Source organism: Pseudomonas sp. UBA5706 (assembly GCF_002419965.1).
GTDB lineage: Bacteria > Pseudomonadota > Gammaproteobacteria > Pseudomonadales > Pseudomonadaceae > Aquipseudomonas.
The window spans coordinates 105220-122791 of sequence record NZ_DIHC01000043.1 but is presented as its reverse complement, the minus strand read 5'-3'; the positions used below and the strand labels follow the sequence as shown (position 1 = coordinate 122791).

The window sequence follows — 17572 nt, the reverse complement described above, 5'->3', positions numbered from 1 at the left end:
CTCAAACGCCCTAAGGTCTCGAAAGTCTTGTTCTCATTAGCAGGGGAGCGAACCAGCTGACCAACTGGGTCAGCATGAACACGCCGAAGACCGCCAGCGGGGCCAGCGGCTTCACACCTGCAAAGGTCAGTGCAAACAGCACTGCCGTAAAAATCAGTTTGCCTGCCTCGCCGGCGTAGAACGACCGAACGATGGCTTGCGCCGCCCTGGCGCCGGAATACCGGAACGCCTTATGAGCAAAATACACATTGGGCAGCCAAGCTATCAGGCCTCCACAAAGGCCCGAGTATCCAGCTACGACTCCATGCCACTGCCAAAGCGTCACCGCTGCCAGTAGCAGGACAATCAATTGTGCCAGCAATACCGGGAAAACAGCCAAACGATGGAATGGCAGGCGGTCTGGCTTGCGTGTCTCCATCGCATGGGCTCCTCGGGTGCCAGCCGCCAAAATCAATAACTTGGCATAATTTGTGCCGACAAAATGCGCGCAGAGTATAGGGGCGGTTCAGCCCCTATTCAACTGCCGGGTAGTGATTTCCGACTACGCGCTACGCATCATTTGTTTCAGCGGATGTGTGCGAGGACACCTTGCAACTCGTCAAGCGAGTTATAGCGAATCACCAGCTGGCCTTTTCCCTTTTGGCCATGGCGAATCTGCACCGCAGAGCCTAGGCGCTCGGCCAGACGCTGTTCGAGACGGGTGATATCCGGGTCGGCTTTAACGGGAGCGACAGGCTCTTGTTTACCACTCAACCACTGGCGCACAAGTGCCTCAGTCTGGCGCACGGTCAGCCCGCGTGCGACAACATGTCGCGCCCCTTCGACTTGCCGTTCTTCAGGCAGGCCAAGCAAGGCACGGGCGTGACCCATTTCCAGGTCGCCGTGGGAGAGCATGGTCTTGATCACTTCAGGCAAGGCGATTAGCCGCAACAGGTTAGCCACGCTCACACGAGACTTACCGACAGCTTCGGCGACCTGTTGCTGTGTCAGTTGGAATTCATGCTGTAAACGCTGCAGCGCTATGGCCTCCTCGATCGGGTTGAGGTCCTCGCGCTGGATATTCTCTATGAGGGCCATCGCAATGGCAGCCTCGTCAGGGACATCGCGCACCATTGCCGGAATCGTATCCACACCCGCTTGCTGACTGGCACGCCAGCGGCGTTCGCCGGCAATGATCTCAAAGCGGTTATCGGCAATCGGGCGAACCACGATTGGCTGCATGACACCCTGGGCCTTGATCGAACTGGCCAGCTCTTCAAGCGCTTGCGGGTCCATATCCCGACGTGGCTGATATTTTCCGCGCTGGATCAGATCCAGCGGCAGATGCTGCAGTTCACGTTGGTCGGCTTTGACAGCCTGTTCTTCCAAAGCACTGACGGTAGGACTGCTAAGAAGTGCGTCCAGCCCACGTCCGAGTCCTCGTTTCTTGACGGCCATGGAATTTCCTTAAGTGGGCTGGGCGGCTGTGCGGGTGCCGCGACGTTGACGACGGACCATCTCACCAGCCAGCGCAAGGTAAGCCAGCGCACCACGCGACGTTTTGTCGTAGGCGAGCGCCGGCATGCCGAAGCTTGGCGCCTCGGCCAGACGAATATTGCGCGGAATGACCGTGTCGTACAGTTGGTCGCCGAAGTGTTCCTTGAGCTGAGCGGAAACGTCGTTGATCAGACTCAGACGCGGGTCATACATAGTTCGCAGCAGACCTTCGATCTTGAGTTGTGGATTGAGCAGTTCAGCGATGCGTTTGATGTTATCCACAAGGTCGCTCAGCCCTTCGAGCGCAAAGTACTCGCACTGCATGGGGATGATCACGCCATCAGCGGCGACTAGCGCGTTGAGCGTCAGCATCGATAGCGACGGCGGGCAATCGATGAGAATGTAATCGTAGTTATCGCGAATCGGCGCCAACGCGGTTCGCAGCCGGGATTCTTTCATCTGCATTTCAAGCAGCACCACTTCGGCAGCGGTCAGGTCGCGGTTGGCAGGCAGAAGTTGATAACCGCCATGCTCGGAGAAATGCATGGCCTGGCTCAGGTCGCACTCCCCGATAAGCAAATCGTAGACCGAGTGTTCCAGCGCATGCTTGTCCACACCGCTGCCCATGGTAGCGTTGCCTTGAGGATCGAGGTCGATCAACAACACCCGACGCTTGGTTGCGACCAGCGACGCTGCGAGGTTGATGCAGGTGGTGGTTTTACCCACTCCCCCTTTTTGGTTCGCTATCGCGAATACCTTAGCCATTCTTGCGTGTGTTCCCTGTCATGCCGTGCGGCGCAGTATCAGCAGATGCCGTTGACCTTGGCAACCGGGTACGGCCAAGGCTTGCGCGCTTTCCAGATGAAAATCTGCGGGCAATGCTACCAGTTCGTCAGCAGGATGCAGACCTTTCATCGCCAGCCATCGCGTTTCGCTGTCGCCCATGTGGCGAGTCCATTGGGTAAAATCTTCGAGACTGCTGAACGCGCGGGAAATGATGCCGGTAAAGGGCATAGGCGGCTGGAACGCTTCTGCACGGCTGTGGATAACTTCCAGGTTGTCTAGCTTGAGCTCAAGTTTGACCTGGGTCAGAAACCGGGTCTTCTTGCCGTTACTGTCCAACACCGTGACGTTCATCTCCGGAAAGAGGATCGCCAGTGGAATGCCAGGCATGCCGCCACCACTGCCTACGTCCAACTGACGATCGCCCTTGATGAATGGCACGACGCTCAGACTATCGAGCAAATGGCGGGAAACCATTTCGTCAGGATCGCGAACGGCGGTCAGGTTATACGCCTTGTTCCACTTGATGAGCAGGGACAGATAACCCAGTAACTGGCTGTGTTGCGCTTCGCTCAACTGAACGCCCAGTTCTCGGGCGCCCAAAGCTAATTCTTCTGCGTGCTGCGGGGTGACCATAGAACTCAAGCGCTTTGCTCCAACTGACGGCCCGCGCCGCGTTTTTTCAAATGAATCAGCAACAGCGAGATGGCCGCAGGGGTAACGCCGGGGATCCGCGAAGCCTGGCCCAGGGTCTCAGGACGAGTTATCCCCAACTTGCTTTGAATCTCTTTCGACAACCCGGAGATACCGGTGTAATCGATATCCTGGGGTAATTTCGTGTCTTCGCTGGCGCGCAACCGGGCGATTTCATCCTGCTGGCGGTCAATGTAGCCAGCGTACTTGGTCTTGATCTCGACCTGTTCGGCGACTTGTGGGGCGATCTCTGCGCTGCCTGTCAGCGCTACAAGGCTGGAATAATCCACTTCCGGACGGCTCAACAGGTTGAGCAGGTTGTATTCATGGGTCAAGGGCGTGCCGAAATGAGCAGACACGGCATCGCCCTGTTCAGTCCCCGGACGAATCCAGGTGGACTTCAAGCGCTGCTCTTCCAGTTCGATGCCTTCGCATTTGGCGCAGAAAGCGGCCCACCGGGCGTCATCGATCAGACCCAGTTCGCGACCCTTTTCGGTCAGGCGAAGATCGGCGTTGTCTTCGCGCAGAATCAGACGATATTCGGCGCGAGAGGTAAACATCCGATATGGCTCTTGGGTTCCCAGAGTAATCAGATCATCCACAAGCACCCCGATGTACGCCTCATCTCGGCGAGGACACCAGCTTTCCTTGCCTTGGGCACGCAGTGCAGCATTGGCACCTGCGAGCAGGCCTTGCGCACCGGCTTCTTCGTAACCGGTGGTGCCGTTGATTTGCCCGGCAAAAAACAGCCCGCCAATGACTTTCGTTTCCAGGCTGTACTTCAGGTCTCGCGGGTCGAAATAGTCGTACTCGATGGCGTATCCGGGACGAACGATGTGGGCATTTTCCATACCGTGGATCGACCGCACGATTTGCAACTGCACATCGAACGGCAGTGAAGTCGAGATACCGTTCGGATAGAGCTCATGGGTGGTCAGCCCCTCAGGCTCGATAAACACCTGATGGCTTTGCTTGTCGGCAAAGCGATGGATCTTGTCTTCGATCGAAGGGCAATAGCGTGGACCAATCCCCTCGATCTCCCCGGCAGCGGAATACATCGGCGAACGATCGAGGTTGGCGGCGATGATTTCATGCGTCCGCGCGTTGGTGTGAGTAATCCAGCAGCTCACCTGCCGTGGATGTTGCTCTTTGGAGCCCATGAACGACATGACAGGAATCGGTGTATCGCCCGGCTGTTCCGTCATCACAGAAAAGTCCACCGAACGACCATCAATGCGCGGTGGCGTACCTGTCTTCAGGCGGCCGACGCGCAGAGGCAGTCCGCGTAATCGACGCGCCAGCGCGATGGACGGCGGATCACCTGCACGGCCCCCCGAATAGTTCTGCAGACCGATGTGGATAAGTCCACCCAGAAATGTGCCGGTAGTCAAAACCACCGAGTCGGCCAGGAAGCGCAAACCCATCTGGGTGACAACACCGCGAACTTGATCCTGCTCGACGATCAGGTCGTCGCAGGATTGCTGAAATATCCACAGGTTCGGCTGATTCTCGATGATCTCGCGAATGGCAGCTTTGTAGAGAATGCGATCAGCCTGGGCGCGTGTAGCGCGCACTGCCGGACCTTTACGGCTGTTCAACACACGGAATTGAATCCCGCCCAGATCAGTAGCTGTTGCCATGGCCCCGCCGAGCGCGTCGATCTCCTTGACCAAATGGCTTTTGCCGATGCCACCGATGGCTGGGTTGCAACTCATTTGGCCGAGCGTTTCCACGTTATGCGTGAGCAACAGTGTCTTGGCACCCATTCGTGCAGACGCCAGTGCGGCCTCGGTACCGGCATGACCGCCGCCGACGACGATCACTTCAAAACGGGAAGGGAAATCCACCACGCACCTCGTGCCTGTTAATGGGGGGAATAGGAAATTGGCGGCAAGTATAGGGACTTCACCGCTATGAAAGGAACCTTTTGCGCAAAATTTAACCAGCTGTGGATGAATGGCAGCTAAAGAAATTAAAAAGAAAGAAATTTATAAAAGCTTTGTTTTTATGTTTATGTTTAGAGAGCAATGATTCTGTGGATAGATTTACGTAAGCCTTTTAATACGAGGTGTACAGAGGATTTAAAGTCTGTGTCTAGCCACGGCTGGACCCATTGGATAACGTGTCTAAGCCTGTGGATTAAATCGCCGGTTGTCCACAGGCACAAATGTCCTCAGGCTAAAAGCGTACTTATCAACTGGGCTAAGCGACGGTTATACACAAAGCTCACGCCGGGAGTTTTGAGAGGATTAGGAACGCACACGATGACGCTATCCACGCTTTGTACAAAACGTGGACGCTTTAGAAAGGAATAGCTGATACAGGCACGTCGGGGATAACCTACCTGTGAATAACGGAGGGCGTTATTTGCCGATGCAGAAGCTGGAAAAAATGCGTCCTAGCAAATCATCCGAACTGAATGCGCCGGTAATTTCACCAAGCGATTGCTGAGCCAGGCGCAGATCTTCCGCGAGTAACTCTCCAGCGCCTGCCAGGGTCAGCTGCAAACGACCATGCTCTAACGAAGCACTGGCCTTGTGTAGGGCTTCCAGATGGCGCCGGCGGGCGCTAAAGCTGCTTTCAGACGTCTGTTGATAACCCATGCAGGCTTTGAGGTGATCTCGCAGCAGGTCCAGGCCCTCCCCACCCGCTTTGGCGCTCAGGTTAATGGTGACATGGCCATCTGGGCTGACCTGCAACCCGACCGGATCACCGCTGATGTCAGTCTTGTTTCGAATAAGGGTGACGTTAGCAGGATCGGGCCGCTCCTCGAGAAACTCGGGCCATAGTGCAAAAGGGTTTGCTGCTTCTGGCGCTGTCGCGTCGACGACCAGCAGGATCCGATCAGCTTCGCCAATGGCCTTTAATGCGCGCTCGACGCCTATTCTTTCCACCTGATCTTCTGTACTACGCAACCCTGCAGTGTCCACAACGTGAAGCGGCATGCCGTCGATGTGGATATGTTCGCGAAGCACGTCACGCGTAGTCCCGGCAATTTCAGTGACAATCGCGGCCTCCCGGCCGGCCAGCGCGTTGAGCAGACTTGATTTGCCAGCATTGGGACGTCCTGCGATCACTACAGTCATACCATCGCGCAGTAGCGCGCCCTGATTGGCTTCGCTTAAGACTGTGGACAACTGAGCACGTACGTCATCGAGCTGGCTTAGAACATGGCCATCGGCAAGGAAGTCTATTTCCTCTTCAGGAAAATCGATTGCGGCTTCCACATAAATGCGCAGCTTGATCAGCTTTTCCGTCAGGTTATGCACACGCGCTGAGAACGCGCCTTGAAGCGAACGCAAAGCGTTACGCGCCGCCTGTGCAGAACTCGCTTCGATCAGGTCAGCAATGGCTTCTGCTTGAGCCAGGTCCAGCTTGTCGTTGAGAAATGCACGCTCGCTGAATTCACCTGGTCGGGCCAGGCGGCTGCCGAGTTGTACACAGCGCTTGAGCAACATATCAAGCACAATCGGGCCACCGTGCCCCTGGAGTTCCAGGACGTCCTCACCGGTGAAAGAATTGGGTCCCGGGAAATACAGGGCGATTCCTTCGTCTATGACTTGAGCATTGCCATCATGGAAGGGGCCATAGTGGGCGTACCTGGGTTGCGGGAGCTTTCCAAGGATCGCTTGGGCAGCGACGCTGGCTAGCGGGCCGGAGATACGCACAATGCCAACGCCGCCTCGGCCCTGTGCAGTGGCGATGGCTGCGATGGTTTCACGAGGGACGTTCATGGTCCGGTTCCTGAATAACTGACGGATAGCAAAACGCCCCACGAGGGGGCGTTCTGAATTACTTATTCACAGGGTAGATCATACTGCGGCTTTCCTGGCTTTCGCCTCGATGCTGCGGGTGATGTACCACTGTTGGGTAATGGACAGGGTGTTGTTCACAACCCAGTACAACACCAAACCTGCCGGAAACCACAGGAAGAAGAAGGTGAAGATGATCGGCATCAGCTTCATGACCTTGGCTTGCATCGGATCCGGTGGGGTAGGGTTCAGACGCTGCTGGATGAACATGGTTGCGCCCATGATGATCGGCAGGATGAAGAAAGGATCCTTGATCGACAGGTCAGTTATCCACAGCAGCCATGGGGCTTGACGCATCTCGACGCTTTCCAGCAAGACCCAGTAAAGCGATAGAAACACTGGCATCTGAACGAGAATTGGCAGGCATCCACCCAGCGGGTTGATCTTCTCTTTCTTGTACAGCTCCATCATAGACTGCGAAAGTTTCTGACGGTCGTCACCATGCTGCTCTTTAAGGGCAGCCAGACGTGGCGCTACGGCGCGCATACGGGCCATCGACTTGTAACTGGCGGCCGACAGAGGGAAGAAAAGACCCTTGATCAGCATGGTCAGGAAGATGATGGACCAGCCCCAGTTACCGACAATGCTGTGGATATGTTGCAGCAGCCAGAAAATCGGCTGGGCGATAAACCAGAGAATGCCGTAGTCCACTGTCAATTCGAGACCTGGGGACAACTCTTTCAACACAGCCTGGCTTTTCGGACCTGCATAAAGCGTAGTGGTCGTTTCGGCTTTCGCGCCTGGTGCGACGGTTACCGCAGGCCCTGTGAAACCGATGATGTAGTTACCGGCACTGTCCTTGCGGGTGGTCACAGTGTTGCTGTCAGCCTTGTTCGGAATCCATGCGGTCACGAAATAGTGCTGCAGCCAGGCCACCCAGCCGCCTTGTACAGTGTCTTTGACCGAACCCTTGTCGATGTCCTTCATCGAAACCTTTTTGTAAGGTTCCGATGGTGTCCACATGGCCGCACCCAGGTAAGTCGCGGTGCCAGTAGCGGTGGTCGAGGACGGATCTGCACTTGCATCGCGTTTCAATTGGGCAAACAGGTTGCCGTTCCACGCCTGGGCGCTTTGGTTGTCGATCAGATAGCTGACGGTCAGGTCATACAGTCCGCGCTTGAAGGTGAAGCGCTTGATGTAGTTGACGCCCGCGTCGCTGAACTTCAGATCCACGACCAGGTCGTTCTGGCCGTCGGCCAGTTGATAGTTTTTCTGTGTGGAGACATACACCGGCCGGCCAGTGGCACGCGCATCGGGACCATTTGCGCCCGTCAGGCCACTTTGTGCGAGAAAAGTACGTTCGCCACCGTTGTCGAACAGCTGGAATGGAATCTCGGGATGATCTTGCCGACGTGGATACAGCGGCAGACGAAGCTGCACCACATCACCACCTACCGGATCAATTTCCAGGTTCAATACGTCAGTTTTCACCTGAATCAGATCTTTGCTGACAGCCACCGGGGTTTCGGCAGGAGCAGAGACTTCACCTGTGGCACTCGGCACGTCTGCATTGGCGGCAGTTGTACCTTGTGGAGTGTCAGGAAGAGCGGATGTATTGGTGTTGGCGGCAACATTCTGAGTCGGCAGGGCAGCTTGACCGTAGTCCTGGTTCCATTTGAGGACACCGACATAGGTCACGATTGCCAGGGCGACGATCAGGATTGTGCGTTTGATATCCATGATTACTCGGCCATCGAAGAGGAACGGGAGGTGGGAGCGGGTGGAACCGGGTCGAAACCACCGGGGTTCCACGGATGACAGCGACCCAACCGGCGTACGGTCAGCCAGCCGCCGCGTACCAGGCCATGATGTTCAATGGCTTCGTACGCATAGCAGGAGCAACTGGGGTAGAAACGACAGTGACTGGCCATCAGGGGGCTAATGGCGTAGCGGTAAAACTGGATCGAAGCGAGCGCCAGTTTACGCATCAGGACTGTCTACCCCTGCAGTTTCGGTTTTGACTTCTGGAGTGGGCCGGCTGCGCGCCAGACGTTTCCAGAGCTTGCCGAAATGCTGAATCAATTCGGGGTTTTCAATATCACCCAAGCCTTTTCGCGCGACAACCACGATATCCCATCCAACCAGGGCGTCCTGGTGGAGACGAAACGATTCGCGCATCAGGCGTTTCAAGCGATTGCGCTCGACGGAGAGCTTGACGCTCTTCTTACCGATCACCAGTCCCAAGCGGGCGTGATCCAGGTCGTTGTTGCGCACAAGGAGCAGAAGATTTTTCCCCGGAACCTTGCCGGCGGGGGAGTCAAAGACTGCCTTGAAATGCCGGGGTGTCAGCAAACGCTTTTCCCGACTGAAGTCCTGACTCACCACCTGTGCCGATTAATCAAACTGCCAGACGCTTACGGCCTTTGGCACGACGACGCGACAGAACTGCACGGCCGTTTTTAGTGGCCATACGAGCACGGAAGCCGTGAGTGCGGGCGCGCTTGATGGTGCTCGGTTGGAAAGTACGTTTCATGGTGTGTTACCTGGTTCGTCCACAACGGGCCGGAATGACCCCGTTTTAAGAGAGCGGGGATTCTAGAGAAAGCAAGCTCGAAGGTCAATTTCCAACCACGGTTTCGTGCATTTACTTCTTATGGGTATTTCTTCGTCATTCGTGGGCTCTGACCTGGCTGGAGGTCGAGGCATAGACATAAGAATAAAGAAGGAAGGTATTTAAAGCTTTTTTGTAAAGCTTATAAGAACTAGGGAGGCCACTGTCTGTGGATAACACTCTGTAACCCTCTAACCGCAGGGTGTACAGCGAATCGAAAGTCTGTCGACAAACCGTGCTCCGCCTGTGCCGCGTACTCGGAAAACCTGTGGGTAGAAATCGATTTTATCCACAGGTCAGTTGTCCACAGATTTCAAAGCAGACTTATGCAATGAGGTCAGCCACGGTTATCCACAGGGCTTATGCACATGCCATCGGTCGGCTTTTACTCCCATAAGATCTTGATTTTGAGACGTCTGGTGGCGCTGCACATGTGGATAAGTCCGTAAGGGGTGGTTACAATGGCCGCTTGTTTTGCCTCACCGGCTTTCGAAACTTAGGGGATATCCGTGTCAGTGGAACTTTGGCAGCAGTGCGTAGAGCTTTTGCGCGATGAGCTGCCTGCCCAGCAATTCAACACCTGGATCCGTCCGCTACAGGTCGAAGCCGAGGGCGACGAGTTGCGTGTCTATGCGCCTAATCGGTTCGTACTCGATTGGGTTAATGAAAAGTACCTTGGGCGCTTGCTTGAGCTACTGGGTGAGAAGGGTCAAGGCGTCGCACCTGCTCTTTCCTTATTAATAGGCAGCAAACGTAGCTCCGCTCCCAGGGCAGCGCCTAATGCACCGCTGGCTGCCGCCGCTGCTGCTTCTCAGGCAGCCCAGCACATCGCCACCCACAATGTGCCCTCGTCTGTACCGGCCGCAGAACCGAAATCGGCTCCGGCTCCGGTCATACAAGCCTCTCTGGATGTTGATGATGAGCCTTCGCGTGCCAGCTTCGACCCGATGGCAGGGGCGAGTTCGCAGCAGGCTCCGGCGCGCGCTGAGCAACGTAACGTCCAGGTAGAGGGTGCGCTCAAGCACACTAGTTACCTGAACCGCACCTTTACTTTCGAGAATTTCGTCGAAGGTAAATCCAACCAGTTGGCGCGCGCGGCGGCGTGGCAGGTAGCGGACAATCCCAAGCACGGCTATAACCCGCTGTTCCTCTATGGCGGCGTTGGCCTGGGTAAAACTCACTTGATGCATGCGGTGGGTAACCATCTGCTCAAGAAAAACCCCAATGCGAAGGTTGTGTACCTGCACTCCGAGCGTTTCGTGGCGGACATGGTCAAGGCGTTGCAGCTGAACGCGATCAACGAGTTCAAGCGTTTTTATCGCTCGGTGGATGCATTGCTGATCGACGACATTCAATTCTTTGCGCGCAAGGAGCGTTCCCAGGAAGAGTTCTTCCATACCTTCAACGCCCTGCTCGAGGGCGGCCAGCAGGTTATCCTGACCAGTGACCGCTATCCCAAGGAAATCGAGGGGCTTGAAGAGCGTCTGAAATCGCGTTTCGGCTGGGGCCTGACAGTTGCGGTCGAGCCGCCCGAGCTTGAAACCCGTGTTGCAATTCTGATGAAGAAAGCGGATCAGGCTAAGGTCGATCTTCCTCATGACGCTGCCTTCTTCATTGCCCAGCGTATCCGTTCCAATGTGCGTGAGCTCGAAGGTGCGCTGAAGCGTGTGATCGCTCACTCGCACTTTATGGGGCGTGATATCACCATTGAGCTGATTCGTGAGTCGCTCAAGGATCTGCTGGCATTGCAGGACAAACTGGTGAGTGTGGATAACATTCAGAGAACGGTCGCTGAGTATTACAAAATCAAGATTTCCGACCTTCTGTCGAAGCGTCGTTCCAGATCGGTTGCGCGCCCGCGTCAGGTAGCGATGGCGTTGTCCAAAGAGCTGACCAATCACAGCCTGCCGGAGATCGGCGATGTGTTCGGTGGGCGCGACCACACCACCGTGCTTCATGCTTGCCGCAAGATCAATGAACTTAAAGAATCCGATGCGGATATCCGCGAGGACTACAAGAACCTGCTGCGTACTTTGACTACGTGATGCCAACGCAGCTTATCAAGGCAAGGGACTAGACCATGCATTTCACCATTCAACGCGAAGCCCTGTTGAAACCCCTGCAACTGGTCGCAGGCGTTGTCGAACGCCGCCAGACCTTGCCGGTTCTGTCTAACGTGCTGTTGGTCGTCCAAGGCCAGCAGCTGTCTTTGACCGGTACCGACCTGGAAGTCGAGCTGGTGGGCCGCGTGCAGCTGGAAGAGCCGGCAGAGCCAGGCGAAATCACAGTTCCAGCGCGTAAGCTGATGGATATCTGCAAAAGCCTGCCGAACGACGCACTCATCGATATCAAACTCGATGAGCAGAAATTGGTGGTCAAGGCCGGGCGCAGTCGCTTCACGCTGTCGACCTTGCCGGCAGATGATTTCCCCTCCGTCGAAGAAGGTCCGGGTTCACTGACATTCAACCTGGTGCAAAGCAAGCTGCGACGTTTGATAGAGCGCACCAGTTTCGCGATGGCTCAACAGGATGTGCGTTACTACCTTAACGGTATGCTGATCGAAGTTCAGTCCGGAGTTCTGCGTGCGGTAGCGACTGACGGCCACCGTTTGGCGATGTGCTCGATGGATGCGGAAATCGAACAGCCAGACCGTCATCAAGTGATTGTTCCTCGTAAGGGTATCCTCGAGCTCGCACGTCTGCTCACCGAGCAGGACGGGGTAGTCAGCATCGTCCTGGGTCAGCACCACATCCGTGCGACTACAGGTGAGTTCACCTTCACCTCCAAGCTGGTAGATGGCAAATTCCCGGATTACGAACGGGTGCTGCCAAAGGGGGGCGACAAACTGGTTGTCGGTGATCGTCAGGCCTTGCGCGAAGCATTTAGCCGCACAGCTATTTTGTCGAATGAAAAGTACCGCGGTATTCGCCTGCAACTGGCCAGCGGTCAGCTGAAAATTCAGGCGAACAACCCTGAGCAGGAGGAGGCCGAGGAAGAAATCGGCGTCGACTACAGCGGCGCTTCTCTAGAGATCGGCTTTAACGTGAGCTATTTGCTCGACGTCCTGGGGGTTATGACTACTGAGCAAGTACGTCTGATTCTCTCCGATTCCAACAGCAGCGCACTTGTTCAGGAGTCTGGCAATGACGATTCGGCATACGTTGTAATGCCGATGCGCCTGTAACCAGCAGCCAGTAGATGTCTCTCAGCCGCGTCTCGGTCACCGGGGTGCGCAATCTGCATCCGGTGACCTTCTCTCCTTCTCCCCGCATCAATATTCTTTATGGCGCTAACGGCAGTGGGAAAACCAGTGTCTTAGAAGCCATACATCTGCTCGGGCTCGCTCGTTCATTCCGAAGCGTTCGCCTGCAGCCTGTCATCCAATACGAGCAACCCGCCTGCACGGTGTTTGGACAGGTTGAACTCGCCGAGGGCGGTCATAGCAACCTCGGGATTTCTCGAGACCGGCAAGGCGATTTCCAGATCCGAATAGATGGGCAAAATGCTAAAAGCGCTGCTCAGCTGGCAGAAACCCTGCCGCTGCAGTTGATCAATCCCGATAGCTTCCGTTTGCTCGAGGGCGCTCCGAAGATCCGTCGACAGTTTCTCGACTGGGGAGTGTTCCACGTGGAACCTCGCTTTATGGCCACTTGGCAGCGCTTGCAGAAGGCTTTGCGGCAGCGGAACTCATGGCTTCGGCATGGTACACTGGACGCGGCGTCGCAGGCGGCCTGGGACCGTGAGCTATGCCAAGCCAGTGATGAGATCGATGAGTATCGTCGGGCTTACATCAAGGCGTTGAAGCCTGTCTTCGAGCACACTTTGAGCGAACTGGTGCGGCTTGAAGGACTGACCCTGAGTTACTACCGCGGCTGGGATAAAGAGAAAGAATTGAGCGCTGTGCTCGCCTCTTCCCTGTACCGCGATCAGCAGATGGGCCACACCCAATCAGGACCGCAACGTGCGGACCTGCGTTTAAGACTCAGTGGCCATAACGCGGCAGATATCCTTTCACGCGGCCAGCAGAAACTGGTGGTCTGTGCACTGCGCATCGCGCAGGGACATCTAGTCAGCCAGGCTCGCCGAGGCCAATGTATTTATCTTGTCGACGATCTTCCGTCTGAACTCGACGAGAACCACCGCAGCGCCCTTTGTCGCCTGCTGGAAGAATTACGCTGCCAGGTTTTTATTACCTGTGTAGATCATGAATTGTTGAGGGAAGGCTGGCACACGGAAACGCCAGTTGCTTTGTTCCACGTGGAACATGGCAGTATCACCCAGACCCACGACCATCGGGAGTGAATGCATGAGCGAAAATCAAACGTACGACTCGTCCAGTATCAAGGTGTTGAAAGGACTGGATGCCGTACGCAAGCGTCCCGGTATGTACATCGGTGATACGGACGATGGCAGTGGTCTTCACCACATGGTGTTTGAGGTGGTGGATAACTCTATCGACGAAGCTCTGGCCGGTCACTGCGACGATATCAGCATCATCATCCACCCGGACGAGTCCATAACCGTTCGCGACAACGGTCGCGGCATTCCGGTTGACGTGCATAAAGAAGAAGGCGTCTCGGCCGCTGAAGTCATCATGACCGTGCTGCACGCCGGCGGTAAGTTTGACGACAACTCCTACAAGGTATCCGGCGGTCTGCACGGTGTGGGCGTTTCGGTAGTGAACGCACTCTCGGAAGAGTTGAATCTCACCGTTCGCCGCAGTGGAAAAATCTGGGAGCAGACTTACGTTCATGGCGTCCCTCAAGAGCCGATGAAAATAGTCGGTGATAGCGACAGCACCGGTACTGAAATCCATTTCAAACCATCGGCCGACACTTTCAAGAACATCCACTTTAGTTGGGATATCCTGGCCAAGCGTATTCGGGAGCTGTCCTTCCTAAACTCAGGTGTTGGCATCGTCCTCAAGGACGAGCGCAGCGGCAAGGAAGAGCTGTTCAAATATGAAGGCGGCCTGCGTGCTTTCGTTGAATATCTCAACACCAACAAGACTCCGGTCAACCAAGTATTCCACTTTAATATCCAGCGCGATGATGGCGTGGGTGTCGAAATCGCTTTGCAGTGGAACGACAGCTTCAACGAGAACCTCCTGTGCTTCACCAATAACATTCCTCAGCGCGACGGTGGTACGCACTTGGTGGGTTTCCGTTCCGCGCTTACGCGTAACCTGAACACCTATATCGAGCAGGAAGGTCTGGCAAAGAAGCACAAGGTCGCGACTACTGGCGATGACGCTCGTGAAGGCTTGACCGCGATCATATCGGTGAAAGTGCCTGATCCGAAGTTCAGTTCTCAGACCAAGGACAAGCTGGTTTCTTCAGAAGTGAAGACGGCGGTCGAACAAGAGATGGGTAAATACTTCTCTGATTTCCTACTGGAAAACCCAAACGAGGCCAAGGCCGTCGTCGGCAAGATGATCGACGCTGCGCGTGCTCGTGAAGCGGCCCGTAAAGCGCGCGAAATGACGCGTCGTAAAGGTGCGTTGGACATCGCTGGCCTGCCAGGCAAACTGGCTGACTGCCAGGAGAAAGATCCTGCCCTTTCTGAACTTTATTTAGTGGAAGGTGACTCTGCTGGCGGCTCCGCCAAGCAGGGTCGCAACCGTAAGACACAGGCTATTCTGCCGCTTAAAGGCAAAATCCTTAACGTTGAAAAAGCCCGTTTCGACAAGATGATTTCCTCTCAGGAAGTCGGCACGTTGATTACAGCGCTCGGCTGCGGCATTGGTCGCGAAGAGTACAACATCGACAAGTTACGCTATCACAACATCATCATCATGACCGACGCTGACGTCGACGGGTCGCATATCCGGACCCTGTTGTTGACGTTCTTCTTCCGTCAGTTGCCGGAGCTGGTCGAGCGTGGGTATATCTACATTGCTCAACCGCCTCTGTATAAGGTCAAGAAAGGCAAGCAAGAGCAGTACATAAAGGACGACGACGCCATGGAAGAGTACATGACGCAGTCGGCTCTGGAAGACGCGAGCCTGCATTTGAATGAGTCGGCACCGGGAATTTCAGGTGCTGCACTGGAGAAACTGGTCAACGATTTCCGCATGGTCATGAAGACCCTCAAGCGTCTTTCTCGGTTGTATCCACAGGAGTTGACCGAGCATTTCGTCTACCTTCCTCCGGTTTCGATGGAACAACTTTCAGATCATGGCGTCATGCAAGATTGGCTAGCCAAGTTTGACGAACGTCTGCGTGTGGGCGAGAAATCAGGTTTGGTTTACAAGGCCAGCCTTCGGGAAGATCGTGAACGCAATGTCTGGTTGCCGGAGGTCGAATTGATCTCCCACGGCCTTTCCAACTACGTGACGTTCAACCGTGACTTCTTTGGCAGTAATGACTACAAGACTGTTACCGCGCTGGGTCTGCAGATTAGCACCCTGCTTGAGGAAGGTGCGTACGTGCAAAGGGGCGAGCGCAAGAAGCCGGTTGCCGAGTTCAAGGAAGCCCTTGCGTGGCTGATGGCTGAAAGTACCAAGCGTCACACCATTCAGCGCTACAAGGGACTGGGCGAGATGAACCCGGATCAGCTATGGGAAACCACGATGGACCCTTCGGTCCGCCGCATGCTGAAAGTGACTGTTGAAGACGCCATCGCCGCCGATCAGATTTTTAATACGCTGATGGGCGACGCCGTAGAACCGCGTCGTGACTTTATCGAAGCTAACGCGCTGGCGGTCTCTAATCTTGATTTCTAACTGCAACGGATGCCGTTGCTGATTCAGGTTTATGGACGCCCGCTAATAGAAAACCCGGCCTTTGTGCCGGGTTTTTTATTGAGCGAAACCGGACAATCAATGGTAAGCAAGAGCTTACAGTTTTGTCCTTCGCGCTTCGGGTAGGCTGATGTTCCACGTGGAACATCGCAGGGAGCGACGTAAGCGCGCCTGTTCGCGAGTTGACGAGACGCGAATTCCCGAAGGTCGCCTAAGCCTAAAAGTCAGCTGAAAGGGTATTGCTTCAGGTTGCATCCCTCCCCTGGGCAACCCAATACGCTTTCATGCCATTAAACGAGTTTGTAAGCCGCGCCGCAGCCATATGCCGTTTCGACATTGCCGGCTTCTCAATGAAATGCCAAGAGAACACCGCTGCGATCATCACTATCGGAAACGCCATAAGCGTCATGCTCATAGGCCCAATTCCCTTGAAGGTATGCGCCAGAACTTCCTGCACTGGAAACGCATAAATGTACACACCATATGAGTAATCGCCCAACCGGTTGTAACGGTCGAACAGGCCGTTGGTAGCGAAACCCAGATAGAAGATCAGATAGGTCCACGCGGTTACGAAACATTCGAAAAAGTATGGCTCCTGATAAGACCAAACCGCCAGTGCTGCCAGCGGTAAGAACCAGATGAATCGATGCTGGATGTTCTGCCGATACCGGTACAGTGACATGCCGAGGACGAATGGCAGGCTCCAGGTAAAGAAAAACTGCATGCGGTGCATGTCGATCAGCAGCGTGGTGTTTGCAAGTACGATCTTGAACGCGCAATAGGCGACTGCATAGACCACCAAGAAACCCGCAAATCTGCGGCCTTTGCTATAGCACGAAAACGCTCCCAGCCCACCCACCAGCACATACAAGGTCACTTCATAGAACAGCGTCCACAATGAGCCGTTTATGCCAGGCCAAGGATTATCCTCGAACAGGCCCGGCAGCTGGAACTGCATGCTGAACAGCATTAGGTTATTGCGCAGGTAACTGTAAATGGCGCCCGAGCGGAAATATTCCTCAGCCCTTAATGTCGTGAAGATTGGACCGATGACCAAGACGCTCAACAGCAGCACTAGAAGAAGTCCTGGATAAATACGCAGAAAGCGCGCCGAGAAGAAATCGATAGTGCTTGGCGTGCGGTCACGGCTGAGGGAAATGAAGAAACCCGAAACGCAAAAAAATGTGATGACCGCGAGTTCGCCCAGTGAAAGGCCAAGCCACCCTGCCAGCGGCTCAACCGCTACGCTGCCTTGGGACAGTGGGTAACTGTGCGATATCAGCACAGCGATGGCGGCGAGCATTCTAATCAAGTTGAAGTTATTGTTTCGTCTGGACGCCAGATCACCCACTGTATTCATACCGCCTCCGCCCACGATCAGGGCTACGACATTTTGATACGTTCCCCGCTGTGATGCTTTGCAGCCAATGTGACGCACAGTAACGAAGAGGCTTTAGTTATTCGACGTTGGAACCATACACTGGCTAGATGCCGCGTCTAATTGCCATCACTAAT

15 protein-coding genes are annotated in these 17572 nt (G+C 55.1%); 4 read left to right on the top strand and 11 right to left on the bottom strand.

From position 1 onward, the window contains the following. Window positions 1–10 precede the first annotated feature (10 nt). The 10 genes from B3I26_RS21355 to rpmH form a co-directional block, all read right to left on the bottom strand. The gene (locus B3I26_RS21355; protein WP_296260612.1) at window positions 11–418 is read right to left on the bottom strand and encodes a F0F1 ATP synthase subunit I; all 408 of its coding nucleotides are present in this window, start codon (window positions 416–418) and stop codon (window positions 11–13) included. 146 nt (window positions 419–564) lie between these two features. Beyond that, on the bottom strand, window positions 565–1437 hold the full coding sequence (locus tag B3I26_RS21350) for a ParB/RepB/Spo0J family partition protein (protein ID WP_296260610.1): 873 nt from the start codon (window positions 1435–1437) through the stop codon (window positions 565–567). A gap of 9 nt (window positions 1438–1446) precedes the next feature. Further along, the gene (locus tag B3I26_RS21345; RefSeq protein WP_296260608.1) at window positions 1447–2241 is read right to left on the bottom strand and encodes a ParA family protein; all 795 of its coding nucleotides are present in this window, start codon (window positions 2239–2241) and stop codon (window positions 1447–1449) included. A gap of 18 nt (window positions 2242–2259) precedes the next feature. Next, complete coding sequence (gene rsmG, locus B3I26_RS21340) at window positions 2260–2895, bottom strand: 16S rRNA (guanine(527)-N(7))-methyltransferase RsmG (RefSeq protein WP_296260945.1); 636 nt, start codon at window positions 2893–2895, stop codon at window positions 2260–2262. 5 nt (window positions 2896–2900) lie between these two features. Continuing rightward, a complete protein-coding gene (gene mnmG / locus B3I26_RS21335; protein ID WP_296260606.1) occupies window positions 2901–4799 on the bottom strand; it encodes a tRNA uridine-5-carboxymethylaminomethyl(34) synthesis enzyme MnmG in 1899 nt (632 codons plus the stop codon). Window positions 4800–5315: 516 nt separating this feature from the next. Further along, on the bottom strand, window positions 5316–6686 hold the full coding sequence (mnmE, locus tag B3I26_RS21330; RefSeq protein WP_296260604.1) for a tRNA uridine-5-carboxymethylaminomethyl(34) synthesis GTPase MnmE: 1371 nt from the start codon (window positions 6684–6686) through the stop codon (window positions 5316–5318). Between the two features lie 78 nt (window positions 6687–6764). Next, on the bottom strand, window positions 6765–8444 hold the full coding sequence (yidC, locus tag B3I26_RS21325; RefSeq protein WP_296260603.1) for a membrane protein insertase YidC: 1680 nt from the start codon (window positions 8442–8444) through the stop codon (window positions 6765–6767). 2 nt (window positions 8445–8446) lie between these two features. Continuing rightward, entirely contained in the window at window positions 8447–8692 is a 246-nt protein-coding gene (yidD, locus tag B3I26_RS21320; protein WP_296260602.1) for a membrane protein insertion efficiency factor YidD, read from the bottom strand. Then, entirely contained in the window at window positions 8685–9086 is a 402-nt protein-coding gene (rnpA, locus tag B3I26_RS21315) for a ribonuclease P protein component (protein ID WP_296260600.1), read from the bottom strand. The genes yidD and rnpA overlap by 8 nt, the downstream gene beginning before the upstream one ends. Before the next feature lie 16 nt (window positions 9087–9102). Then, entirely contained in the window at window positions 9103–9237 is a 135-nt protein-coding gene (gene rpmH, locus B3I26_RS21310) for a 50S ribosomal protein L34 (protein ID WP_002551315.1), read from the bottom strand. A 587-nt stretch (window positions 9238–9824) separates the two neighbouring features. Here rpmH and dnaA point away from each other — a divergent pair. Genes dnaA through gyrB form a run of 4 tightly spaced genes read left to right on the top strand, consistent with a single transcriptional unit; the run spans window position 9825 to window position 16039 of the window. Further along, window positions 9825–11360: a chromosomal replication initiator protein DnaA gene (gene dnaA / locus B3I26_RS21305; RefSeq protein ID WP_296260597.1), complete on the top strand. Its 1536-nt coding sequence runs from the start codon at window positions 9825–9827 to the stop codon at window positions 11358–11360. Window positions 11361–11395: 35 nt separating this feature from the next. Continuing rightward, window positions 11396–12499: a DNA polymerase III subunit beta gene (gene dnaN, locus B3I26_RS21300; protein ID WP_296260596.1), complete on the top strand. Its 1104-nt coding sequence runs from the start codon at window positions 11396–11398 to the stop codon at window positions 12497–12499. 14 nt (window positions 12500–12513) lie between these two features. Further along, window positions 12514–13617 carry a DNA replication/repair protein RecF gene (gene recF, locus B3I26_RS21295; RefSeq protein WP_296260595.1) on the top strand — a complete coding sequence of 368 codons (1104 nt, stop codon included), beginning with the start codon at window positions 12514–12516 and terminating at the stop codon, window positions 13615–13617. A gap of 4 nt (window positions 13618–13621) precedes the next feature. Then, a complete protein-coding gene (gyrB, locus tag B3I26_RS21290) occupies window positions 13622–16039 on the top strand; it encodes a DNA topoisomerase (ATP-hydrolyzing) subunit B (RefSeq protein WP_296260594.1) in 2418 nt (805 codons plus the stop codon). Between the two features lie 262 nt (window positions 16040–16301). Here the strand turns inward: gyrB and B3I26_RS21285 are convergent, their stop codons facing one another. Continuing rightward, window positions 16302–17417: an acyltransferase family protein gene (locus B3I26_RS21285; protein WP_296260593.1), complete on the bottom strand. Its 1116-nt coding sequence runs from the start codon at window positions 17415–17417 to the stop codon at window positions 16302–16304. Window positions 17418–17572: the final 155 nt, after the last annotated feature.